This is a genomic window from Acinetobacter sp. Brlt_5 (assembly GCF_051949055.1).
Taxonomy (GTDB): Bacteria; Pseudomonadota; Gammaproteobacteria; order Pseudomonadales; family Moraxellaceae; genus Acinetobacter; species Acinetobacter indicus.
Map to the genome: position 1 here is coordinate 298,432 of NZ_JAYJLP010000001.1, position 21,720 is coordinate 320,151.

Genomic DNA, 21,720 nt, shown 5'->3' on the forward strand with positions numbered 1-21,720 from the left:
ATGCTTAGGCTATTTCCCATACTGGCGCGGACTTTGTCCAAACCAGCGTTTAAAGGCATGATTAAAAGCGGCAGGTTCTGAATAACCCAGTAACTCTGCAATCATTTCAATTGAATAAGCTTGATATTCAATTAATCTCAATGCCTTGTCTTTAATTAAATCTTCACGAATCTGTTTATAACTGGTGTTCAGCTGCTGCAACTGATGACGCAAGGTACGCTCTGGAATCTGTAAGGCCTGCGCGGTTTCTGCCATGGTCGGCATCACGCCCTGCTGCAATTCCAGATAATCTTTGACTCGCTGCACCAAGGTCGGTGCCTGATCTTCCAGTTTTAAGCGCTGCAGCTCTTCAATACACTTTTCTTCAAAGGTCTTAAAGGTAATTGAATCGGCGGATGGAATTTTCACTTCCAGCACCGACTGCTCGAACCAGAACGCTGCATGGTCATGGCCAAAACACAAGTCATGACCATAATAGTCATGATAAGCCACCAGGGCCTGTGCCTGATCTGGACGTGCAAATGGCAGTTCAATACGTATTTGCGGCACATTCAGGCTCATCATCTTGTAAAGATCCTGAATAAACTTGAAAGTCCCGGAAATTTCACATTGCGCCCGCAGCATACCCAAATCGCTATCCAGATCATTCGGCAGATATTGCAGCGCCACCCGATCTGCTTCATGTTTCAGCTTTAGCTGCCCGGTCAGATGAGTCAGCCCCTGATACTGAATGCCTTTTTCAATCGCGGTCGCAATAGTGTCAGAGGTCACCAGTAACATCAGCAAGGGACCATAACCGGCCAGTGCATAATGCTGGCCAATAAAAATACCCTGCTCAGGTCGCACCCCGGCGCCAATAATCTTCAGAATATCCAGTTCCAGTCGCGGATGAATCACCGAACTGGCATCCAGTGCATCTGCATGCAGCCCGATACTTTGCAAACGCTCATCCACATCAATTCCGGCATTTCGCATACCTTGAATTAAGTACATGAGACCGAGAATGGATCGTTTCATAGGGGCGCTTGAGTCACGTCTGTGTATCTGTTTTACTATATCATTCACTATTTTTAAATTGCCGAAAATATCAATTTTTTTGTCAGTGCTATCATGGCATCTGCACTGACCCGCTTATATGCTAATCATAGAAATAAAAAGAAAAGGATATACAACTATGCATGATGCATTGTCAAATCATGATTTTTCTACAAATCATGCCGTTCAAAAAACTAAAATTGCCATTATTGGTGCCGGTTTTGGTGGCTTGGCGATGGCCATTCGCCTGCTGCAGCAACAGATCACCGATTTTATTATTCTGGAAAAAGCCAATGAGGTTGGTGGTACCTGGCGGGAAAACCAGTATCCGGGTGCGGCCTGTGATGTGCAATCGCATATGTATTCCCTGTCATTTGCGCCCAAAACCGACTGGTCAAAACGCTATGCCGAAGCGCCAGAGATTTTTGCCTATATTCAGGGCCTGACCGATCAGTTCCAGCTCAGAGATTATTGCCAGTTTCAGACTGAAGTCCTGTCTGCGCATTATCAGGAACAGGACTGCGAATGGCATTTAGAGCTCAATCAGCAGCGCAAGCTGATTGCCCAATATGTGGTATTTGCCTCCGGACCCTTGCATGTACTGCAAATTCCGCATATTCCAGGGATCGAAAAATTTAAAGGCAAGGTCTTTCATTCATCGCAGTGGGATCATCAATACGATTTAAACGGTAAAAATGTCGCCTCAATTGGTACTGGCGGCAGTGCCATTCAATATATTCCGGAAATTGCCCCACAAACCAGACAACTGTATGTGTTTCAGCGTACCGCCGCCTGGGTGATTCCACGCGATGAACGACTCTATAGCCAGCTTGAAAAAAAGCTGTTTAAAAAGTTTGACTGGTTTAGAAAACTGCACCGCGCCCGCCTGTACTGGTCCAATGAATCCCGCGTGGTGCCGATTGTAAAACCAGGGGTAATGAAATATACCCAGAAACTGGCCGAAGCCTTTTTAAAATATCAGGTCAAGGACAAACGCATCGCCGCCAAGCTGATTCCTGACTATATTATGGGTTGTAAACGTATTCTGGTCTCCAATAAATATTATCCGACCTTTAATCGCACCAATGTCGAACTGGTGACTGATGCCATTCAGGAGCTGACTGAACACAGCATCATCACCAAAGATGGCAAAGAACGCCCAATTGATTGTCTGATTTATGGCACCGGTTTTATTACCGATCCGCGCATTTATCTGAAATCGTTTGATTGTGTCGGTGAACATGGCGTGGAGCTGAAACAGGCCTGGAAAGATGGCGCCGAAAGTTATTATGGCATTTGCACCAAAGGCTTTCCCAACCTGTTCCAGCTGCTAGGCCCCAATACCGTGCTGGCGCATAATTCCGTAGTGTTTATGATTGAGGCACAGGTTGACTATATTTTGCAGATGATCAAGCTGGTCGAACGTACCCAGACCGATGCCATAGTCATTAAAGATCAGGTTCATGATGACTATAACCGTTATGTTCAGGAGATGCTGGCCGGGACCATCTGGCAATCCGGTTGTGTCAGCTGGTATCAGCAAGATGGCGGTAAAAACTTTGCCCTCTGGCCGACCTATACCTGGAAATACTGGTTAAAAACCCAGAAAGTGAATCCGGCTGATTATCGCTTACTGAATAAACGTGCAAAACAACAGCTGGCCAGCTAATTCAGGCATAATAAGCAGGAATTGATTTTAGGCGAGTATAGATGCAATCCTTTTGGCTTATTTTCCAGCTACTATTTTGTCTCTATCTCGGCTATGCCTTTGCAGCCCGGTTTCCCCGCTGGCTGCAACAGCTTATGCTGAAACTGTTACCTTATTTCAGCTATATTCTCCTCATCGCCATTTCACTTGAATTTGCCCAGACTTTAAACCAAATCCCTCAACCGGAACGTATTTTAACCAGCGCAATGCTGATTTCATTTAGCACCAGTCTCGGCGCTTTCGCCTGCTGTTATGGCCTGTTTAAATGGGCCGGCTTTCAGCCCAGCCAAGGACGCGTATCCTTCAGTCTGGTACTACAATCCTTACTCAATATCAGTTATGCCTTCATTGCTTTAGCCGCAGGTTATCTGCTTTATCTGGGCAGTGAATATTGGCAGTTCAATTTACATATTAGTACCTGGCATTTATTGCTGGTCTTTATGCTAATGATTGGTTTTGATCTCGCACGCGCACCGCTTGACCGTTCCTGGTTAAACTGGAACATCCTGCTGGTGCCAGTGGGCTGTATTGTTGGCTCGATATTAGGGGCGCTGTTCTGCTTATTCTGGCTATCACATATTTCCCTAAAAGATCTGATCATGCTGTCGCAAGGCTATGGCTTTTATTCCATGAGCGGGATTGTAATTAGTGAACTGCGTACAGCTGAACTGGGCAGTATTGCCCTGATGAATGATTTATTCCGCGAAATCTTTGCGATTGTGCTGATGTATCTGATTGGTTGGCGTTATCCGCGTGCGGCCATTTCTTCTGCCGGCGCTACAGCGATGGATGTGACCTTACCAATGGTGAAACAGGCCTGTGGCAATGACTTTATTCCTCATGCCATGGTCAGTGGTTTTGTGTTGTCAGTATTGGCACCTATCGTGGTCAGTATTCTGGCAGTGATTTAGATTTAACCTCTTCCAACCTCCCTTTACAAAGGGAGGAGTCCCCCTTTGGAAAAGGGGGGGTTTAGGGAGATTACAACGTCGCTAGAATATCTTTAAGCATTTGACGAGGATGTTCCGCCTTGGTAATTGGGCGACCAATCACCAGATGTGTTGAACCATCCATCATCGCCTGTTTAGGCGTGACGATACGCTTCTGGTCATCTGCAGCTGAACCTTCAGGGCGAATCCCCGGCGTTACCAGAGCAAATTCTTGACCCAAGCTTTCACGTAGCATCTTGGCTTCTTGCGCTGAACAAACTACGCCATCCAAACCGCTGTCTTTGGTTAAGGCGGCTAAACGCTTCACCTGTTCAAATGGCTCAATATCTAAACCGATATCACGTAAATCTTCACGGCCCATTGAGGTCAGAACAGTCACCGCAATAAGCTGGGTGTTGTAATTCCCTGCTTTTAAGCGCTCTACACAGGTTTCCATCATTTTTCGGCCGCCAGAGGCATGCACATTTACCATCCACACCCCTAAGTCTGCTGCCGCACATACAGCCTGAGCCGTGGTATTAGGAATATCGTGGAATTTCAAATCCAGAAAAACTTCAAAGCCTTTATCTTGCAGTGCTTTGACCACTGCTGGCCCTTCATGGGTAAACAGCTCTTTACCGACCTTAACCCGACATAAGGCTGGGTCTAGCTGCTCAGCAATTGTCATTGCGTCGTAATGACTTTTTGCATCTAAAGCAACGATAATACTCATGAGAAGACCCTTAAAACTGACAAAATTAAAGCATTATACGAATTTCAAATCTGGCAACCAAGTGAATTTTATTGAATATAAGCAAAGCAGTTAAATTAAACTGCTTATTTATAAAACCTTATAGAACAAACTAAGCGTTTCAAAACATGGCTGCATAAAAAAACGCTTAGGAGATCAGCTCTTAAGCGTTAAATATTTCAAGTTGCAGACCTCAAAAAAGCCATTCAACTTTATTCAAGCGTCCACTATAAAGGTGTAGATGAACGATCATTCGGATGAATATCGACTACCGTTTTTTCATGGCGTGTATTTGCAGCCGCCTCAGCCGCTGCCAACTGTGCCGTATGAATTTGCTCTTTGCGCAGATGGTCAATATCTTTACGCAGTCGCTTGATTTCCCAGCTGGTCTGGAATACGCGGAAAATCTGCACACCCAGTAAAAGTCCAACAACAACACCCAGTGCCAGGGTCAGTAATAACAATAACCCCAAACGCATGGCTGGAACTTGAGTGAACAAAAGGTCAACCGACAGCTCGGTCCCATTTTGTAAAACCAGAGCCAATGAATAGCCAAACAGTACAATCAATAATGCGACTAAGACGTAACGCATAAACACACCTCAGGATATAAATTAATTATTTCTCTGCAGATGCGTTCACTGCATCGCGCAATGCTTTACCTGGTTTGAAATGAGGTACCGCTTTTGCCGCCACTTTAACTGACTTGCCCGTTTTCGGGTTACGACCTACACGTGGCTCACGATGATGCAATGCAAAGCTACCAAATCCACGAATTTCAATTCGGTTATCTGCAGACAGTGATTCAATCATTTGATCAATCATAATCTTAACAGCTTCTTCAACTAAAGGTTCCGCTAAATGTGGATTTTTTAGGGAAATTCGCTCTATTAAGTCAGACTTATTAAGTGCTTCAGTAGTCATCTGCGACCTCTTTAATTATCAAGCTACTTTAACTTAAAACCGATAATAACCTGTTTAAATACAAAACGGTAGCGCAATAAGTTAATACTACGCTACCGTTTACAGTATTTGTGTAAAAAGTAAGAGTTAAATTACATTAATCATACTTTTCCACGGCTACTTAGTGGTTCATCTGAGCTTTGATCAGATCACCAATAGTCTTAGGACCATTGTCTTGAGAAGCTGTTGCTTGACGTAAGTTAGCTACTGCTTCTTTCTCTTCAGCTTCGTCTTTCGCTTTGATAGACAAGTTGATAGAGCGAGACTTACGGTCAACGTTGATGATTTTCGCTTCAACTTCTTGACCAACTTCTAAGAACTTAGTTGCATCTTCAACGCGATCACGGTTGATTTCAGATGCTTTCAGAGTTGCTTCAACTTCGTCAGCTAACTTAACAGTCGCGCCTTTCGCGTCAACTGCAGTTACAGTACCTTTAACCAGCGCACCGCGTTCGTTAGCAGCCAAGAAATCGTTGAATGGATCGCTGTTCAATTGCTTGATACCAAGGCTGATACGGTTGCCTTCAGCGTCTACAGACAGGATAACCGCTTCAACAGTGTCACCTTTCTTGTAACGACGAATCGCTTCTTCGCCTTGTTCGTTCCAAGAGATGTCAGACAAGTGAACTAGACCATCGATACCGCCTGGTAAACCGATGAAGATACCGAAGTCAGTGATTGACTTGATTGTACCTGAAACTTTTTCACCTTTGTCGTGGTTCTTAGCAAACTCTTCCCATGGGTTAGCACGAGTTTGTTTGATACCAAGAGAAATACGACGACGCTCTTCGTCCACCTCAAGAACCATAACATCAACTTCGTCACCAATCTGAACAACTTTAGATGGGTGGATGTTTTTGTTAGTGTGGTCCATTTCTGAAACGTGTACTAAACCTTCAACGCCTTCAGCGATTTCTGCGAAACAGCCGTAGTCAGTTAAGTTCGTTACACGAGCTTTAACAATAGAACCTTTAGGATAACGGCTCATGATCGCTAACCATGGATCTTCGCCTAATTGTTTCAGGCCTAAAGATACGCGGTTACGTTCTTTGTCAAACTTAAGTACTTTAACAGTAACTTCTTGACCAACTTCAACAACTTCTGATGGGTGCTTGATACGTTTCCAAGCCATGTCAGTGATGTGAAGAAGACCGTCGATACCGCCAAGGTCAACGAACGCGCCGTAATCAGTAAGGTTCTTGATCGTACCTGTAACTGTTTGACCTTCTTCAAGCTGAGCAAGAAGCGCTTCACGGTCAGCTGAAGATTCAGCTTCCATAACAGCACGACGAGAAACAACAACGTTGTTACGTTTAGCGTCAAGCTTGATAACTTTGAATTCTAACTCTTTACCTTCAAGGTGAGTGGTGTCACGGATAGGACGAGTGTCTACCAAAGAACCTGGTAAGAACGCACGAACTGGACCGATGTCAACAGTGAAACCGCCTTTAACTTTACCAGAGATAACACCAGTAACGATTTCGCCGTCTTCAAAGATTTTTTCAAGTTTAGTCCAAGTTTCAGCACGTTTCGCTTTTTCACGTGATAAAACTGTTTGACCCATACCGTTGTCGAGAGCTTCAACAACAACATCAACAGTATCACCAACTTGAACTTCAAGTTCACGTTGTTCATTTAAGAATTCAGCACGGTCAACAATACCTTCAGATTTAAGGCCAGTGTCAACTGTTACCCAATCAGAGTCGATGCTTACTACAACGCCTTGGATGACAGCACCCTTTTCAACGTTGAGGTTTAATTCGCTTTCTTCAAAGAGGGCTGCAAAAGATTCGGTCATGATATTTCCGATAAAGTCAGCGGTCTTGGATCAGACAAGGCCGGTTTAGTTAAGCGTTTACATAGTCCGTATAAAACTGATCAAGCTATGCATTCGCTGAATAAATTTAGTTTGCTAACTGCTGATCGACATAACGTGTCATCAGTTGAAAGACTTCATCGATGTTCAAATCTGAACTGTCAATGATGTAAGCATCAACCGCTGGCTTCAGTGGAGCAACTTCGCGCTCCATATCCCGTTTGTCGCGAGCTTCGATATTAGCTAAAATGTCGTTTATTTTAGCATCCAGCCCCATACCCTGCAACTGTTTTACACGTCTTTGCGCGCGCGACTCTGCCGATGCAGTCAGATAAATTTTGGCTTGTGCTTCAGGAAAAATGGAGGTGGCCATGTCACGACCATCGGCTACCAGCCCCGGCGCCTGGGCAAAAGCACGCTGACGGGCCAACAATGCCGTTCTAAGTTCCGGAATTGCTGCTACTTTTGAAGCATATTCTCCGACACGTTCGGTACGGATGGTCTGGCTAACATCTTCGCCATCCAGCATGACCTGAGTGCCGGTTGCTGTGCTCTGAAATTTGATGTCTAAATTTGTTGCAATTTCGATGCATTTGCTTAGTTCGTTACTCAGACTTTCCAGCAAATCTGCCTTATGCAATGACAGCCCAAGCAGACGATACAGCGCGCCTGAATCCAGCAAGTGAAATTGATAATGTGCAGCCAGTTTGGCGGCAAGCGTACCTTTACCTGAGCCACTTGGCCCATCAATGGTAATAATTTGAACTGTCATTGCGTTTCCAGACATATTTACAGATTTTTATACAGATTTAGCCAGTTTACTTAAACCGATTTTAATTGCAGTTTTCAACTGGGCAAGAATGAGTTTACTGACAAAAGGCGCGCGTGCCTGCAGCTCAATCCGGTAGGTCACCAGGGTTTTATCTTCTGCCACAGGCTCAAATTCAATCACGCCCAAATGATGTTTCACCAACGGATTTTTAATAATTTTATATTCAATCCGCTGATTTGGCTCGAGCACCGTAATCTGCTCCTGCAAAGGCTTAACCGGGCCAAAACCCATCCGGCGCACCGAACCCACACCATCCGGGCGTTCAGGATCAGCGGAATCCTTGACACGCTTAACCTGCAAAGGTGCAAAAGCGGTGTTATAGGTGGCATGTTTCGACATTAATTCAAATACCTGTGCTACAGGCGCATTAAATTCTTTTTTAATTTGAATAGCGTTCATTTTATTGTTCCTAAAGGGATTCAATCACATACACGGCTTAGTGTAGAGGAAAATGCTTTAAAGATTCTGATCATTTAAGGACTTTTGTTGTAATTTTTGCTGTCTTTTCTGCTCACGACGCAGCTTGAAAAAATCGCTCAACTGGGCTGCACACTGGGTTTGCAAACAGCCCGCTTCAAATTCAAACAGATGATTATAATAGCCGCTGTCCAGCAATTGGCGTGCACTAACCAGAGAACCAGCTTTCGGCTCGGTGGTGCCAAATACTACCCGTTTTACCCGGGCATGAATCAGTGCACCCACACACATGGTACACGGCTCTAGCGTGACATAGAGCGTGGTATCTTCCGGCAAACGGTAATTTGCAATGTGGCTACAGGCCTGACGAATCGCCAGAATTTCAGCATGCGCAGTAGGATCATTCAGGGAAATGGGCGCATTATAGCCTGACCCAATAATCTGGTTCCGACTGACTAAAATTGCCCCGACAGGAATTTCTCCCTGCGAGGCCGCTAATGCAGCCTGCTCAAAAGCATGCTGCATCCAGTATTCATCAGAATAAACTTCTACATCAGACATAAATCAGCTGATAACACCATGACGTTTCAGCAGGTCATTCCAGCTTTGAATTGACGTCACCGGTGGATCATCAGCCAGAATACCTTTCAGGCTGCGATCAGCGCCCTGCTTCCACTCTGGAGATAAATCCTTATCGACCAGACGGGCACGCACACCCTCGACAAAGTCAGGATGATTGATTTTCCAGGCCGAAATCTGGGTTTCCAGTTCAAACACTTCATTCCATGAATGCACCTGTTTGCCCCATTGCCATAATAACCAGCTTAGGGCTGCAGTTGTCAGTGAACCTTTTTGCAGGTTTTCACTGGCCTGACGCAACCAGTCACTACGCGCATCACTTAGACCGACAATTGCTTCATAGTCATGTTCAAAGTTGACACCACGACACACGCTATGAATCACATCCAACGAATTCTGTAATGGCCCCGGTCCAACCGGACGGTGCATACTGTTTAAGGTATCATCAATAGCACGGAAATCCCCGGCCGGATAATGATCCCAGTCAATATTAATCATCCGGTCCAACACCACATCACGTGCGACATCACAGATATGTGTGGCCCAGCCAATTCCGTAAGCGCCGGCGGCAGTCATAATCGAACCGGTTAAACCAGTGAACAAACCAATAGCACCCCGATCTGCCAGAAAGCGCGATGCACCTACATCTGGATAAAGACCGATATTAATTTCCGGCATTGCCAGACGTGAATGCGGGGTTACCAGACGGAACGGCGCTGCCATAAACAGACCCAAACCACCGCCCATCACATAACCTTCACCCCAGACCAGAACCGGTTTGGCATAGTTATGCAGCAACAAATCCAGCGCATATTCCTGTTCAAAGAATTTATTGGCTGCCTCAACTTCGTCATTAATCACCAGTTGACGCAGTTTGCGCACATCGCCACCGGCACAGAAAGCTTTTGGTGTAGTGGAATCGAGCCAAATGGCTTTCACCTGCTCATCCGTATGAAAGTCCTGAAAGACTTCCAGTAAAGCAGTCACGATAGATTCATCCAGTGCATGCAACGACTTTGGACGGTTCAAACGAACAATACGCCAGCCATTTTGTGCTTCTTCAACAATTAAATCGGGATGATACTGTTTCAATACGGGAGTTTGTGTCATGCGTCCAGCTGCCAGTCTATAGGCTCAATGCCATGTTGTTTCAGGTAATTATTTGTTTTTGAAAACACTTTACATCCAAAAAAACCACCACGGTTTGCCGCCAGCGGCGACGGATGTGCGGCTTTCAAGATTAAGTGTTTATTCGGATCAATGCGTTGTCCCTTACGCTGTGCATAGGCACCCCATAAAATGAACACAATATGCTCACGCTGTTCATTTAGGACATCAATCACATGATCTGTAAATTCTTCCCAGCCCCGCTTCTGATGCGATGTTGGCTGTGCAGCCTCAACAGTCAGGACACTGTTTAACAGCAGCACACCCTGTTCCGCCCAACGGGTTAAATCGCCATGCTTGGGAATATCTAGCCCCAAGTCGGTATGTAACTCATGGAAAATATTACGTAAAGATGGCGGTAATGCAACCCCTCTCTGCACAGAAAAGCTCAGGCCATGTGCCTGATTCGGACCATGATAAGGATCTTGGCCCAGAATAACGACTTTGACCTGCTCTAGCGGCGTGGTATTTAGTGCATTAAAAATTAAGCCACTTGGTGGATAAATCACTTTATTGGCTTGTTTTTCTTCGAGTAGGAATGCTTTTAAGGCATCCATTTTCTCACCCAGCAAAAAATCGCTCAGGGCATATTTCCAGCTCGCATCTAACTGAACCTTCTCCAGTTTCGCGTGTTGCTGTTCAGTTAAAGACATACCTGTATTAAATCCTTTATATCCATGTCAGGATGTGTGTATTAGAGTTTAACCTGTAAATCTACGCTTGGGTTTTGGAATTTAATACCCTGTTTCAATTTTTCATACATCTCGGGATCTGACCATTCCGCGCGCACCTGCGCTGAAAACTCGATCTGATCCAGGGCAAGCCGTCCCATTTGTTCGTTTTCAATATCTTCTAAAAAGCTTTGCGCATAACCGGTATCGGTTTCATGCACAATTACCGAATAGACTTCAACATCACCTTCACCATTCTGGGTGATGGTTGAGGCCAGCACCTGCTGCGCCAGAAAGAAGAAAATACGGGAAAACTGCTCGGCAGATGGCGATACTGGTAAAGAGACCCAGCGTGCACTGAAGTTTTGGCAGGCCTGAATATAATCCGGATTGTCCTGTTGCCAGAAACAGATCGCATGATCGAAAGAATCAAAAATTTCTTTAATCACACCTTTTAGCAAGCCAAAATCATAGACCATTTGACCATGATCTAATTTCGTTGCCTTAAGTAACAGCTCAACTTTATAGCTATGGCCGTGTATTGAACGTTTACAGCGGTCTGAAGTGCAGTTACGCACAATATGAGCATTTTCAAACTTAAATAACTTACGAATTAACATGTGTCCCGATCAGGCCAGATTATTTGTGAATCGACTATTAATTATAAAGCAAAATTAAAGGAATAAGCATTAAATTTGCTGTTTAACTTGATAGCTAAAACCTATCTCGCTTTATGCACAGTGAAAATTGCGCTGAAAGGCTGTGTTTTAAAATGGTGCCATGCTGCGATAGGCCACATAAACCGTTTTTTTATCGCGCACCAGATCACTACTAAACTGGCGTTTGCGTTCACTCAGCATCACTTCAATTTTTGCCTTAAAGTAATTGGACTGTACCCCCAGTAAAGCACCGACCTGAGCTTTCAGGGCGGCATCCACCTGTTTAAAGGCATCCAGCTCCCACAGTTCCTGCGTATTGGCAAAATGCTCCAGATTGGCCTGACGCTGTTCCAGCACCTGCTGAATCTGATTCACATCCAGCTTGTCATCAATACTGGCCAGCACCAAAGCCGGCGCTGTGTTAATGTTGATGCTGGTACTGCGGTTCGGCAAAGCACTAACATAAGGCAGCAACAGCTGATATCGGCCTTCTTCAAAGCCGCGCACCTGCTTCAGCTCTTCGACACTATAAAACAGGGAATTTGAAGGCAAATAACCATTAGGTAGGCCCTGATAATAGCTACTCTCGGCACCCATCGGCCCGATGGGTAAATCATCGGCATCTTGCCAGTCAATTACCGCTTCACTGATTTGGGCAGGCAAGCCAACACGCACCAGCAGCCGCTCAAAATACAGTTTGGCATTTTCATTAACATTGCCATTGTCATTCAGCAAGGCATTTAAATTGAACTTCCCCGATTCATCACTCAACACACCCGCCACAAAACCATCTTCGACAGGAAAAGCTGGCATTGGCTGGGCCCAGTTTTCTTGCAGATGATCGACCTCGGCAGCATTTTCAGCATCATCTTTGAGTAATTCGGCAAAGAAGGCTTCGGCACTTTTGGCATAGAGCAAGGACTGGTTCTGCCGCATTAAATAAGCGGTACTTTCTGCGGTATAGGCCTGACGTTTGGCAATGGTCGCCGCCAAAATGGTGGCCAATACCACCATCATTAAAATGGTGATTAGCGCAATACCCTGTTGCTGCTTCATGTTCTGTCCCATTGCCCCATTCACTGCCTATCTTTAGTGCCTGTTTTATGATGTGGTTTTATTGTCTGATTTCAGGAAGTCAGTATTTAACAGGCTAAAAATCCATTCATATTGTACATCTTGTACGGTTAAATTTATTTTAATGCCTTTTGGCAGTTTGCGTTTTTGTTGATTATCATTTAAGTCAATACTGCTGTCTGGCCAGTTACTCAGTTCCTGCGGATTCAGCACACTAACCTGAAACTGGCTAACATTGTCCAATAATACGCTGGAAACCGGCTGATCCTGCCCGGATTGATGCAAATTGGCATATTTCAGACGATACAGTTTTTGTTCGTCGGCCCGGTACTGATATTCAATCCGTTCAGTGGGGGCAATGCCCTGCTGCAAAGGATCGGTCACACCGGTCTTGCTAAAATTAAAACGGCCGTTTTGTAATACCAAAGCTGGCTGAATATCATTATTGATGTTTGCGGTCAGCGGTACAATCTGAATGCTGTCACGCAAGATTTGCTGATAGGCACCCTGCAATCCTTCTAACTGCTGTTCATGCCACTGGTTACGGTCTTTGACCTTGACCAGATAATCAAATACTTTCCAGCCTAAGGCAGACAGCACCGCAAAGATGGCAATGGCCACCAGCAGCTCGACCAGGGTAAATCCGCGTTTAGCCTTAATCATTGCGCCGCCCGATGATTAAAAAACACCAAATGGGTGATGCCGGCTTCAACCTGACCGGTATCGAGGTTAAATAAGCTGACCTGCACTTCTACCCGCTGCACATTCGGGCTAATGGTCGGCTGTGCGCTTTTATCAATTTGCCAGCTTTCACCTTGCAGGGTGACCTGTTTTGATTGCGTACCCGTGAGCCAGTCCTGCTGGATTTCCATTAGAGCCTGTTCATTTAAGGCCACAAACTGTGCTTTGGTTCTTAAAATGGCATGAGAGGTCGACTGGGTATATTGCATGGCCACTTGAGTCAGCGCCATGGCAGCTGTAGCGAAAATCGCCAGTGCCACCATCACTTCTAATAAGGTAAAACCGGCAATACGTTTGAATCGGGTCTGATGCGGATGTGCTCGTAATCGGTACGCGGATGTTGAACAGCTGGAAAGCCGGTCTAGTTTTTGCAGATCAGGCGAGAACGCTGAAAATAATTTATTCTTCATTCACGATCTTACCCAGATGATCAATTTCTATTTCAGCCCCAACCGGACGCTGCTCGAAATAAAACTGAATTCGAACCGGCTTGACTTCACCATTACCCAGCCAGATCAGTTTCGGGGCATCGCCTTGCAACAAGGCGGCATTCTGGGCATTCTCAAATCCGTGTTGTAAAGGCTGAATCTGAAAGCTCACCCCATCGGGCAAACTTTGCATCTCAAATTCGGCATATTTTTGCCAGCGGGTCGCGGTTTGACTGAGCATGACGCTTGAACTGTCGGTAGCGGTGGTTGCTGGCAAATATTCCAGAACTTCATAACGAAATGGTGACACATCGCTGGCATTTTGCACATTTAGGGCCAGCACACGCGACTGATCATCTGCTTCGCGTTGCAGCTTCTTCACATCCATCAAAAACACTTCACGTGCCTGCATGGCACTGCGCTGGTCCACCCCGCCGATATTCATCAGCACCAATGAAGCAGCAATGGCCATGACCACAATCACCACCATCAATTCAATGAGTGTAAAACCACGAACAGATGAGAAGTGATGCGATCTAGTCATGAGATTTAGACGATCTGTTCGAGATGTTGAACTTGTTTCGGCAAGGCCAGTGCCTGATCGATATAGGCCACGCGCAAGGTGTCACGTGAACCCAGATAACGCTGGTAAAAACTGGAATTTAGAATGGCCGCCGCACCGTGCGTCAATGACCAGATCGAGGCCAGATAATCACGCACTGACATTTTGCTCTGAATTGATTCCAGATAATGCTCGGTCATGCGAATAATCAGACGCAGGCGCTGTTTACGCACCTGATACAGTTCGTTAAACAGATGGTTGATGCCCATACCGGTAGTCGACAGGCGCTCTTCAATCTGATGGAACAGTACCGTACGCTCTGGATGATGCAAGTGATGCAGCATAAAGAAGGCCAAATGTTCAGGAAACTTTTTCTCAGCATCCTTGATCATTTCAAGCAGCATGTTCTCATTACGAATAATCAGCAACATGTACAGCTCGTCTTTACTCTGGAAATGTTTATAAAGCGTGCCTTTGGCCAGGTCCAATTCTGCGGCCAAGGCATCAAGCGTCATCCCTGCTTCACCATTTTCTAATAGCAATTGCTCTGCCACTTGAAAAATTAAGGTTTCTCTTGCTCGAAATTGAGCCTGACGATCCATCTTCACCCTATAAACTCTCTCTTATGCACTTATCGGTCAGTTTTAAAAACTTCTAGATTTTTACTTTTGGTTCAAGAGGTTTTCAAAATTCTGCATGGTTATGAAAGCCATCTCTTCCAGTGACTTATCATATACATCACTCAAGGCTTTGGCTACATACGGGACATATTTTGGTTCATTTGATTTACCACGATATGGCATTGGCGCCAGATACGGTGAATCGGTTTCAATCAGGACACGATCTAGTGGCACCTGCTTGGCCACATCCCGTAAATCCTGGGCATTTTTAAAAGACACAATACCCGAGAAAGAGACATAGTAACCGCAGTCCAGTACCGCTTTGGCGGTTTCCCAATCTTCGGTAAAACAGTGCAAAATCCCATGGGTTGATTTTTCCGCGCGGATAATATCAACCGTATCATGCTTAGCTGAACGGGTATGTACCACCACCGGTTTTTTTACGATTTGCGAGGCATGAATATGGCGGGCAAAACAGTCTTTCTGCTCGGCAATAAAATCGGTACTGTGATAATAATCCAGCCCGGTTTCCCCCAGCGCCCAGACTTTTTCCGGTTGTGCCAGCTCGACCAGATAGTCAGTGGTGGCACGCGCCATAGTGGCCGCATCTTCACAAGGATGCACACCCACGGTATAACCGACATCTGCATGGCGTGCGGCAATTTTTGCCAGTTCGATATGGTCGTCCAGATCGACCGAAATACTCATAAATTTAGATACGCCGGCTTCTCGCGCCTGCGCCAATGCCAGATCCAGATTTCCATCATACGGAGTTAAATCGAGCATGGTTAAATGACAATGCGTATCTACAAACACAGGCGTTTCCTACAACAGCTTAGAACAGACTACATAGTGTAACTGTTTCGATTTGAAGACTTAAGTCCTGCCAGTAGTCTTTCTGCTTCTGCTTTGTAATACAGACCCTTTTCACCACTAAGCTGAATACCAAAGCCCTGTAATTTCACCCCATTCTGTTTTTGTGAAATCCAGATTACTTTACCGGTCAGTGGAATTTTTTGTGATTGTTCCGGCAAAGTGGCCAGTACAAAGATTTCTTCGCCCATCTGCACCGGTTGCTTGGAAGGAATAAACAGTCCGCCATCGACCACATAGGGCATATAACTTAAATAGAGCGTTTCTAGATCTGGAATATTGGCCTGGATAATTCCGCCCATACGTGGCTGCATACTGTTTCCCCTTAAAGATTCATCAATTTTATACACAGCTGATCAAGAATCAGATTGCTTTGAACGTTCTGCTCTGTCATCTGTTTTGATTGTTGTATATCACTATAAATATCAAATAATGCTTCCAGCGAATACTGCTCGGCCAGCGCGCTTAGTGTCAGGTCGATGTTTTTCACCGGTTGATTTAGCTTGACACAAATCAAATCTGACAACAAGTATTCAAACATCTGACCAAATTCACTAAAACTCAGCTCTTTATTCCACTTGGTCGCAATTGCCATCGGCATATTTTTTTGACTGACCAATTTTTGCCAGTCTTGCACAAAGTCAGCGCGCTTAAAGAACCAGTCCTGCTCGGCCACCTGAATGGCTTGCAGCGGCATCTGATTGGACAGGTTCATCAGCAGCTGTTTTTGCTGCTCGCTGCTTTCCGGCAAGTGCTGGCTTAAAAAATCATGGGCCAGTTCCGGAGCAATCCGGTCAAGGGCAAAATGCTGTAAACGACTGCGAATAGTCGCGGGCAGCTTTAGGTAATGATCGGCCAGCAGGATAATCACCACCCGCTCGCCCGGCTCTTCCAGTGTTTTTAGCAAGGCATTGGCAGAAGCAATATTCAAGGCTTCTGCCGGCTCAATCACAATGACCCGCCAGCCATCTACGGTTTGTTGCACAAATGGTAATAAATCACGGATCTTCTCGATCTTAATTTTCGCGTTTTGTTTTTTATTCTCTTCATCGATCGTGACATAAACATAATTCGGATGCGTATCTGATTTTAACCATTGACAACTGCCGCACTCGCCACAGGGCAGATTGCGCTCATGACGATGCTGGCACAAAATCCAGGCCAGAAACTGCTGCGTAAAAGCTTCTTTGCCACAGCCTTTTTTACCATAGAACAGCAGTCCATGGCCCAACTGGGGAAACCTGCCTGTCAGTGTATCCCAAACCGTTTGCTGCCAAGGATAAATCTGCGCAGTCACTTCATTCTGCATGGCCAGCTCTATTATTCAAAATGTGCAAGATCAAGCGCATTCAGGCGATCCAGATCTTCCTGGGTATCGACACCCGGTGGTAAATTGGCTTCGGCCACGGCAATCGCAATCCGATGACCATTTTCCAGCACCCGCAGCTGCTCCAGACTTTCCAGACGCTCCAGCAGACCCATCTCCCAAGTCACATATTCCTGTAACAGTTTTACCCGATAGGCATACAGGCCCAAATGACGATAAGCCTGATCATGCAATTGCGGCGCGGCATTTTTCGCCCCGTCACGATCATAAGGAATGGTCGCGCGGCTAAAATACAAAGCCTGATTGTGCTTGGACATCACCACTTTGACAATGCTGTCACGCTGGAACTCATCCAGTGCATGAATCGGTTCACACAGTGTCGACATCGAACAGCCGGGCTGATCAACCAAGAGCTGCGCCACCTGTTTCACCAGCTGCGCGGGCAACAAAGGTTCATCACCTTGCACATTGACAATAATGTCATCACTGGCCCAGCCTTTAATCCGCGCTACTTCACTTAAACGGTCAGTCCCAGAAGGATGATCCGCTGAAGTCAAGACCACATCCACCCCTTCAGCGCGGCAGACATCGGCAATACGCACATCATCTGTCGCCACACATAAGTCATCAAAACCTTCAACTTTTTTGGCCTGATCCACCACCCGTAAAATCATGGGACGGCCATGAATTTCAAGTAAGGGCTTACCCGGTAAGCGTGAACTGGCAAAACGTGCAGGAATAACGATGTGTTTCATAACTGTCCTTCATTCAGGGTCAAACCCAGTTGCGCTAACTGTTGATGCAAAACCTGATAACAAGCAGGTGACAATACCGCTTCAACCGGCACCACCCAGATTTCCCGGTTAAAATCAGGATACTGTTTCAGCAAGGGCAAAATTTTCACCGCATCTTTTTCGGTGGTAATAATCGGTTGATGATCTTCAAACTGCAAGTCATCAATTTCATAATCATGATGATCTGGAAATTCGTGGCACTGGAATTGCTGGATGCCCATCGACTCTAAGGTGCGATAAAAACGCTGCGGAAAACCAATCCCAACCACGGCATAAAAAGCATCTTGCGGATTAAACACCTTACCCTCTATGGCATTAAGTAAATAAGGCTCAGCCACTTCTAGATGCATATTCAGCGCTGAACTTGGCTGTGCCGCATGTTCAATCACGGTTGCTGTATTCAGGCGGCTTTTCGGCTCTCGCAAATAACCTTCAGGCAGAATTTTTTCATTGCCCAGACCGCGGTTATTGTCCAGCACAATCCATTCCAACTGGCGATTGAGCGCCAGATGTTGTAAACCATCATCACTAATAATCAGGTCCAGTTCATGTCTGGACAGCAGCAATTCAATACTCTGCTGACGATTGGCACCGACCGCCATTGGCGCACCGGTAGATTGTACAATCAGACAGGGTTCATCGCCGACCATGTCCGGCGTCGATTCAAAATCAACATAGGCCGGGAATGGGCCTTTGCCGCCATAGCCGCGGCTAATTACGCCAACACGCACATTCAGGCTATGCAGATAATTAACCAGATGAATCAGCAGCGGCGTTTTGCCGCTACCGCCTACGGTAATGTTGCCAATCACCATCACCGGCACTGGTGCGGTATAGGCTGCTTTCATCCCCGAAGCATACAGCTTCTGATTCAGCACACTGCCACCACGATATAACAGCGCCAACGGCCGTAGCACAACCAACCATTTGGCTTGCTTATTCCAAGCGTCCTGAATGAATTGTGCAAATGACATGGCTGATTATTCCTCGAAATTGCGCTGATGCAACTGATAATAAGCACCCTGCTGGTTTAACAGTTCCTGATGGGTACCCTGCTCAATAATACGCCCCTGATCCATCACCACAATACGGTCGGCATTTTCAATGGTAGATAAACGGTGTGCAATGACAATGGTGGTACGATTCTGCATCGCTGCATCAAAGGCACGTTGAATAAAGTATTCAGATTCATTGTCTAATGCACTGGTCGCCTCATCCAAAATCAGGATCGGCGCATTTTTCAAAATGGCACGGGCAATCGCGATACGCTGACGCTGACCACCGGACAGGTTTAAACCCTGCGCACCGAGTGGTGTGTCATAACCTTGTGGTAAGGCCATAATAAAATCATGCGCATACGCCGCTTTGGCCGCCGCGATGATCTCTTCATCCGACGCACCTTCCAGCTGACCATACGCAATATTTTCACGCACGGTACGGTTAAACAGCACCACCTGCTGATTCACCATGGCAATTTGGGTACGCAGACTATTCAGTTCAATCTCGTGAATATCCAACCCATCCAGCTTGATCTGGCCTGAAGATAATTCCTGAAAACGCACCAGCAAATTAACCAGTGAGCTTTTGCCCGCCCCTGAACGTCCGACCAGTGCCACGGTTTCACCGGCTTTAACATTCAGGCTAAAGTCATGAATGGCATGATGGCCATCGGCATAGACCAGATTGGCCTGATCAAATTCAATATTGCCTTTTAAGGCTGGAGTTAAGGTACCAGTATTTTTTTCTTCCGGCATATCCAGCAGTTCAAATACAGAATGCGCCGCCGCCATACCGCGTTGCAGTTTTTCGTTGATATCGGTTAGCGCTTTAATTGGTTTGCTCAGCATCCCGGCAGCAGTAATATAAGCCACAAATTCACCAGCTGAGGTATCGCGTAAAATTTCCGGGCGCAGTGCAATCCAGATCACAATGGAAAGTGCAATCGACATGATCAGCTGTACCACCGGACTGTTGAGCTGCTGCACAGCTACCATTTTCAGGCCGCGGCGCAAGTTTTCCAGTGAGTTCTGTTTAAAGCGTTCCTGCTCGTATTGATGACCGGCAAAACCTTTCACCACCAGATTGCCGTTTACAGTTTCCTGCACCACGTGGTTCACATCACCCATGGTATCCTGCACCTGAATTGACAGCTTACGCATACGCTTGGCGGCTTTCCGGATTAACAGGCCAATCAGCGGGGCAAAAATCAGGATACAGATGGTCAAACGCCAGTTGCTATAAAACAGGTAACCAAGCAAGGCGATGGTAATTAAACCCTGTTGCAGCAAGGTACGTAAAGATTCGGTGGAAGCCGCTGTCAGTTGCTCCACGTTATACATGATTTTGGCAGTAATGTGGCCACTGGTATTGTCCAGATAATACTGCGACGGTAAGCGCAGCAATTTGGCAAATACTTCCTGGCGCACATTAAACACCAGATTACGTGAAATGACCGCGGTATAGTAGCCGCCCAGAAACAGGCCGACACCACGGAAAAACATCAACAGCACCACCAGAAAAGGAAACAGGTGGGTGAAGGTGTAGTCTTTTTCCTGAATTGCCGTAATAATTTTTTCCAGCAACTTGGCCACTGATACCTCAGTCGCCGCATTGATGGCAAAACCCACCACAACCAGAATCGCGATTCCCCAGAAAGGTTTTAAATAACCGAGTAGACGCAGGTAGACTTTATAATCCGGATTCACTAATAGCCTCGAGTTGGTACTTTCGTACTGATGTTAATGTTGACGAAACCCAGTTGTCCCGCAACATCCATGACACGAATCACATCCTGATGAGAAGCTTTCGCGTCTGCCGCAATGATAAACATTAAATCACGTCGATCATTGGAAATTTGTTTAATTGCTGTATTTAAATCAGCAACTTCCTTGCTGGAAAGCGCCTGCCCGTTGACCGAATAATGCCCGGAAGCATCGACCACCACCTCGACTTTCTGGTCATAGGCTTTCGGTGGCACCCCTTGCGCTTCCGGCAAGGTCAGGTTCATCCGGCTAAACTGGTTAAAACTGGTGGACAGTAACAGGAACACCAGAATAAACAGCAAACAGTCAATCATCGGTGTCAGGTTAATATGAATATCTTCCACTTGCGAGCGTTTGAATTTCATAGGTCACCTTAGCCTGCTTTTTTAATGTCTTCATCAACAATCTGGGTTTGATGAAACAGCGCAGCATGAAACAATGTCGCCTGCTGTTCCAGCTCGGCCACATATTCCTGTACCAGACGCTGGAAATAACGGTAAGCAAATAAAGCCGGCACTGCAATCAGCATACCCGCTGCGGTGGTAATCAGTGCTTTGGAAATCCCCGGAATCATTAAAGTCGGATTGCTTGAACTGATATCAATCATCAGGAAAGATTCAATAATCCCCAGAACGGTCCCCAATAAGCCCAGCAGCGGCGCCACAGCACTTAAAGTCCCGAGGAAATTAATATTTTTTTCCAGATAGCCAATTTCCTGAGAGGCTGTCGCTTCCATCTGCGCACGCGCAAACTGTTCAGACTGGTGTTTATTTTGCGCACCAGCCATAAAGATTCGGCCCAAAGTACTGTGCTGTAAATTTTCCGATTGCTGCAACTGCTGTAACACGCCTTGCACCGGCTGTCCGGTTTGTAATTGCAAGGCTTTCGGCACCACACCGGCACGCTTAAGACGTAAAAAACGCTCAATACTGATGGCCAGCGTAAACACAGAGCACAACAGTAACGGCAGCATCAGCCAGCCGCCTGCTTTTACCAATTCCCACATTCGATT

At 46.0% G+C, this 21,720-nt stretch carries 26 protein-coding genes; 2 read left to right on the top strand and 24 right to left on the bottom strand.

Translation table 11 applies throughout. The annotated features are described in order from the left end of the window. Positions 1-9 precede the first annotated feature (9 nt). A complete protein-coding gene (locus VF685_RS01475) occupies positions 10-1,017 on the bottom strand; it encodes an AraC family transcriptional regulator (RefSeq protein ID WP_168389801.1) in 1,008 nt (335 codons plus the stop codon). A 157-nt stretch (positions 1,018-1,174) separates the two neighbouring features. Between VF685_RS01475 and VF685_RS01480 the strand changes: the two genes are divergently transcribed. Continuing rightward, positions 1,175-2,704, top strand: a complete 1,530-nt coding sequence (locus tag VF685_RS01480) for a flavin-containing monooxygenase (protein ID WP_286384785.1) — start codon at positions 1,175-1,177, stop codon at positions 2,702-2,704. Between the two features lie 41 nt (positions 2,705-2,745). Further along, on the top strand, positions 2,746-3,654 hold the full coding sequence (locus VF685_RS01485; RefSeq protein WP_286384784.1) for a lysine exporter LysO family protein: 909 nt from the start codon (positions 2,746-2,748) through the stop codon (positions 3,652-3,654). 70 nt (positions 3,655-3,724) lie between these two features. Here the strand turns inward: VF685_RS01485 and pyrF are convergent, their stop codons facing one another. The 23 genes from pyrF to VF685_RS01600 form a co-directional block, all read right to left on the bottom strand. Beyond that, a complete protein-coding gene (gene pyrF / locus VF685_RS01490; RefSeq protein WP_005177537.1) occupies positions 3,725-4,405 on the bottom strand; it encodes an orotidine-5'-phosphate decarboxylase in 681 nt (226 codons plus the stop codon). Between the two features lie 245 nt (positions 4,406-4,650). Further along, positions 4,651-5,016 carry a lipopolysaccharide assembly protein LapA domain-containing protein gene (locus VF685_RS01495; protein WP_005177535.1) on the bottom strand — a complete coding sequence of 122 codons (366 nt, stop codon included), beginning with the start codon at positions 5,014-5,016 and terminating at the stop codon, positions 4,651-4,653. Positions 5,017-5,041: 25 nt separating this feature from the next. Next, entirely contained in the window at positions 5,042-5,347 is a 306-nt protein-coding gene (locus VF685_RS01500) for an integration host factor subunit beta (RefSeq protein ID WP_005177533.1), read from the bottom strand. A gap of 160 nt (positions 5,348-5,507) precedes the next feature. Next, entirely contained in the window at positions 5,508-7,184 is a 1,677-nt protein-coding gene (gene rpsA, locus VF685_RS01505) for a 30S ribosomal protein S1 (RefSeq protein WP_005177527.1), read from the bottom strand. A 106-nt stretch (positions 7,185-7,290) separates the two neighbouring features. Further along, the gene (gene cmk / locus VF685_RS01510) at positions 7,291-7,974 is read right to left on the bottom strand and encodes a (d)CMP kinase (protein WP_016658215.1); all 684 of its coding nucleotides are present in this window, start codon (positions 7,972-7,974) and stop codon (positions 7,291-7,293) included. Between the two features lie 27 nt (positions 7,975-8,001). Next, complete coding sequence (locus tag VF685_RS01515) at positions 8,002-8,433, bottom strand: SRPBCC family protein (RefSeq protein WP_104473640.1); 432 nt, start codon at positions 8,431-8,433, stop codon at positions 8,002-8,004. Between the two features lie 57 nt (positions 8,434-8,490). After that, positions 8,491-9,012, bottom strand: a complete 522-nt coding sequence (tadA, locus tag VF685_RS01520) for a tRNA adenosine(34) deaminase TadA (protein ID WP_163170064.1) — start codon at positions 9,010-9,012, stop codon at positions 8,491-8,493. A 3-nt stretch (positions 9,013-9,015) separates the two neighbouring features. Then, entirely contained in the window at positions 9,016-10,140 is a 1,125-nt protein-coding gene (locus tag VF685_RS01525; protein WP_005177517.1) for an enoyl-CoA hydratase/isomerase family protein, read from the bottom strand. Next, positions 10,137-10,850, bottom strand: a complete 714-nt coding sequence (gene ung / locus VF685_RS01530; protein WP_005177514.1) for a uracil-DNA glycosylase — start codon at positions 10,848-10,850, stop codon at positions 10,137-10,139. Before ung ends, VF685_RS01525 begins: the two co-directional genes overlap by 4 nt. 41 nt (positions 10,851-10,891) lie before the next feature. Next, entirely contained in the window at positions 10,892-11,488 is a 597-nt protein-coding gene (locus VF685_RS01535; RefSeq protein ID WP_005177512.1) for a 6-pyruvoyl trahydropterin synthase family protein, read from the bottom strand. A gap of 147 nt (positions 11,489-11,635) precedes the next feature. Beyond that, complete coding sequence (gene gspK, locus VF685_RS01540) at positions 11,636-12,583, bottom strand: type II secretion system minor pseudopilin GspK (RefSeq protein ID WP_152342359.1); 948 nt, start codon at positions 12,581-12,583, stop codon at positions 11,636-11,638. 45 nt (positions 12,584-12,628) lie between these two features. Then, the gene (gene gspJ / locus VF685_RS01545; protein ID WP_152342358.1) at positions 12,629-13,264 is read right to left on the bottom strand and encodes a type II secretion system minor pseudopilin GspJ; all 636 of its coding nucleotides are present in this window, start codon (positions 13,262-13,264) and stop codon (positions 12,629-12,631) included. Then, on the bottom strand, positions 13,261-13,632 hold the full coding sequence (gene gspI, locus VF685_RS01550; RefSeq protein WP_225876427.1) for a type II secretion system minor pseudopilin GspI: 372 nt from the start codon (positions 13,630-13,632) through the stop codon (positions 13,261-13,263). Before gspI ends, gspJ begins: the two co-directional genes overlap by 4 nt. 109 nt (positions 13,633-13,741) lie before the next feature. Further along, complete coding sequence (locus tag VF685_RS01555; protein WP_168407097.1) at positions 13,742-14,314, bottom strand: prepilin-type N-terminal cleavage/methylation domain-containing protein; 573 nt, start codon at positions 14,312-14,314, stop codon at positions 13,742-13,744. 5 nt (positions 14,315-14,319) lie between these two features. Beyond that, positions 14,320-14,934 carry a TetR/AcrR family transcriptional regulator gene (locus tag VF685_RS01560; protein WP_016658223.1) on the bottom strand — a complete coding sequence of 205 codons (615 nt, stop codon included), beginning with the start codon at positions 14,932-14,934 and terminating at the stop codon, positions 14,320-14,322. A gap of 60 nt (positions 14,935-14,994) precedes the next feature. After that, a complete protein-coding gene (locus tag VF685_RS01565) occupies positions 14,995-15,768 on the bottom strand; it encodes a TatD family hydrolase (protein WP_005177502.1) in 774 nt (257 codons plus the stop codon). A gap of 29 nt (positions 15,769-15,797) precedes the next feature. Next, complete coding sequence (locus VF685_RS01570) at positions 15,798-16,139, bottom strand: PilZ domain-containing protein (protein WP_005177501.1); 342 nt, start codon at positions 16,137-16,139, stop codon at positions 15,798-15,800. An 11-nt stretch (positions 16,140-16,150) separates the two neighbouring features. Beyond that, positions 16,151-17,134, bottom strand: a complete 984-nt coding sequence (locus tag VF685_RS01575) for a DNA polymerase III subunit delta' (RefSeq protein ID WP_205779728.1) — start codon at positions 17,132-17,134, stop codon at positions 16,151-16,153. 11 nt (positions 17,135-17,145) lie between these two features. Beyond that, complete coding sequence (kdsB, locus tag VF685_RS01580) at positions 17,146-17,907, bottom strand: 3-deoxy-manno-octulosonate cytidylyltransferase (protein WP_205779727.1); 762 nt, start codon at positions 17,905-17,907, stop codon at positions 17,146-17,148. Further along, a complete protein-coding gene (gene lpxK / locus VF685_RS01585; protein WP_075174512.1) occupies positions 17,904-18,920 on the bottom strand; it encodes a tetraacyldisaccharide 4'-kinase in 1,017 nt (338 codons plus the stop codon). The genes kdsB and lpxK overlap by 4 nt, the downstream gene beginning before the upstream one ends. 6 nt (positions 18,921-18,926) lie before the next feature. After that, on the bottom strand, positions 18,927-20,651 hold the full coding sequence (gene msbA, locus VF685_RS01590) for a lipid A export permease/ATP-binding protein MsbA (RefSeq protein ID WP_075166780.1): 1,725 nt from the start codon (positions 20,649-20,651) through the stop codon (positions 18,927-18,929). Further along, positions 20,651-21,073 carry an ExbD/TolR family protein gene (locus VF685_RS01595; protein ID WP_005177483.1) on the bottom strand — a complete coding sequence of 141 codons (423 nt, stop codon included), beginning with the start codon at positions 21,071-21,073 and terminating at the stop codon, positions 20,651-20,653. Before VF685_RS01595 ends, msbA begins: the two co-directional genes overlap by 1 nt. Before the next feature lie 8 nt (positions 21,074-21,081). Further along, on the bottom strand, positions 21,082-21,714 hold the full coding sequence (locus tag VF685_RS01600; RefSeq protein ID WP_005177480.1) for a MotA/TolQ/ExbB proton channel family protein: 633 nt from the start codon (positions 21,712-21,714) through the stop codon (positions 21,082-21,084). Between the last annotated feature and the right edge of the window lie 6 nt (positions 21,715-21,720).

Bases quoted from the DNA above. Each gene is read 5' to 3' on its own strand.
- gspK (WP_152342359.1), bottom strand. From the start codon at position 12,583: ATGAAGCAGCAACAGGGTATTGCGCTAATCACCATTTTAATGATGGTG.
- VF685_RS01525 (WP_005177517.1), bottom strand. From the start codon at position 10,140: ATGACACAAACTCCCGTATTGAAACAGTATCATCCCGATTTAATTGTT.
- VF685_RS01485 (WP_286384784.1), top strand. From the start codon at position 2,746: ATGCAATCCTTTTGGCTTATTTTCCAGCTACTATTTTGTCTCTATCTC.
- VF685_RS01570 (WP_005177501.1), bottom strand. From the start codon at position 16,139: ATGCAGCCACGTATGGGCGGAATTATCCAGGCCAATATTCCAGATCTA.
- VF685_RS01535 (WP_005177512.1), bottom strand. From the start codon at position 11,488: ATGTTAATTCGTAAGTTATTTAAGTTTGAAAATGCTCATATTGTGCGT.
- VF685_RS01575 (WP_205779728.1), bottom strand. From the start codon at position 17,134: ATGCAGAATGAAGTGACTGCGCAGATTTATCCTTGGCAGCAAACGGTT.
- kdsB (WP_205779727.1), bottom strand. From the start codon at position 17,907: ATGAAACACATCGTTATTCCTGCACGTTTTGCCAGTTCACGCTTACCG.
- VF685_RS01475 (WP_168389801.1), bottom strand. From the start codon at position 1,017: ATGAAACGATCCATTCTCGGTCTCATGTACTTAATTCAAGGTATGCGA.
- gspJ (WP_152342358.1), bottom strand. From the start codon at position 13,264: ATGATTAAGGCTAAACGCGGATTTACCCTGGTCGAGCTGCTGGTGGCC.
- VF685_RS01560 (WP_016658223.1), bottom strand. From the start codon at position 14,934: ATGGATCGTCAGGCTCAATTTCGAGCAAGAGAAACCTTAATTTTTCAA.
- VF685_RS01600 (WP_005177480.1), bottom strand. From the start codon at position 21,714: ATGTGGGAATTGGTAAAAGCAGGCGGCTGGCTGATGCTGCCGTTACTG.
- ung (WP_005177514.1), bottom strand. From the start codon at position 10,850: ATGTCTTTAACTGAACAGCAACACGCGAAACTGGAGAAGGTTCAGTTA.
- VF685_RS01480 (WP_286384785.1), top strand. From the start codon at position 1,175: ATGCATGATGCATTGTCAAATCATGATTTTTCTACAAATCATGCCGTT.
- tadA (WP_163170064.1), bottom strand. From the start codon at position 9,012: ATGTCTGATGTAGAAGTTTATTCTGATGAATACTGGATGCAGCATGCT.
- VF685_RS01595 (WP_005177483.1), bottom strand. From the start codon at position 21,073: ATGAAATTCAAACGCTCGCAAGTGGAAGATATTCATATTAACCTGACA.
- VF685_RS01495 (WP_005177535.1), bottom strand. From the start codon at position 5,016: ATGCGTTACGTCTTAGTCGCATTATTGATTGTACTGTTTGGCTATTCA.
- VF685_RS01555 (WP_168407097.1), bottom strand. From the start codon at position 14,314: ATGACTAGATCGCATCACTTCTCATCTGTTCGTGGTTTTACACTCATT.
- lpxK (WP_075174512.1), bottom strand. From the start codon at position 18,920: ATGTCATTTGCACAATTCATTCAGGACGCTTGGAATAAGCAAGCCAAA.
- VF685_RS01515 (WP_104473640.1), bottom strand. From the start codon at position 8,433: ATGAACGCTATTCAAATTAAAAAAGAATTTAATGCGCCTGTAGCACAG.
- rpsA (WP_005177527.1), bottom strand. From the start codon at position 7,184: ATGACCGAATCTTTTGCAGCCCTCTTTGAAGAAAGCGAATTAAACCTC.
- pyrF (WP_005177537.1), bottom strand. From the start codon at position 4,405: ATGAGTATTATCGTTGCTTTAGATGCAAAAAGTCATTACGACGCAATG.
- VF685_RS01500 (WP_005177533.1), bottom strand. From the start codon at position 5,347: ATGACTACTGAAGCACTTAATAAGTCTGACTTAATAGAGCGAATTTCC.
- cmk (WP_016658215.1), bottom strand. From the start codon at position 7,974: ATGACAGTTCAAATTATTACCATTGATGGGCCAAGTGGCTCAGGTAAA.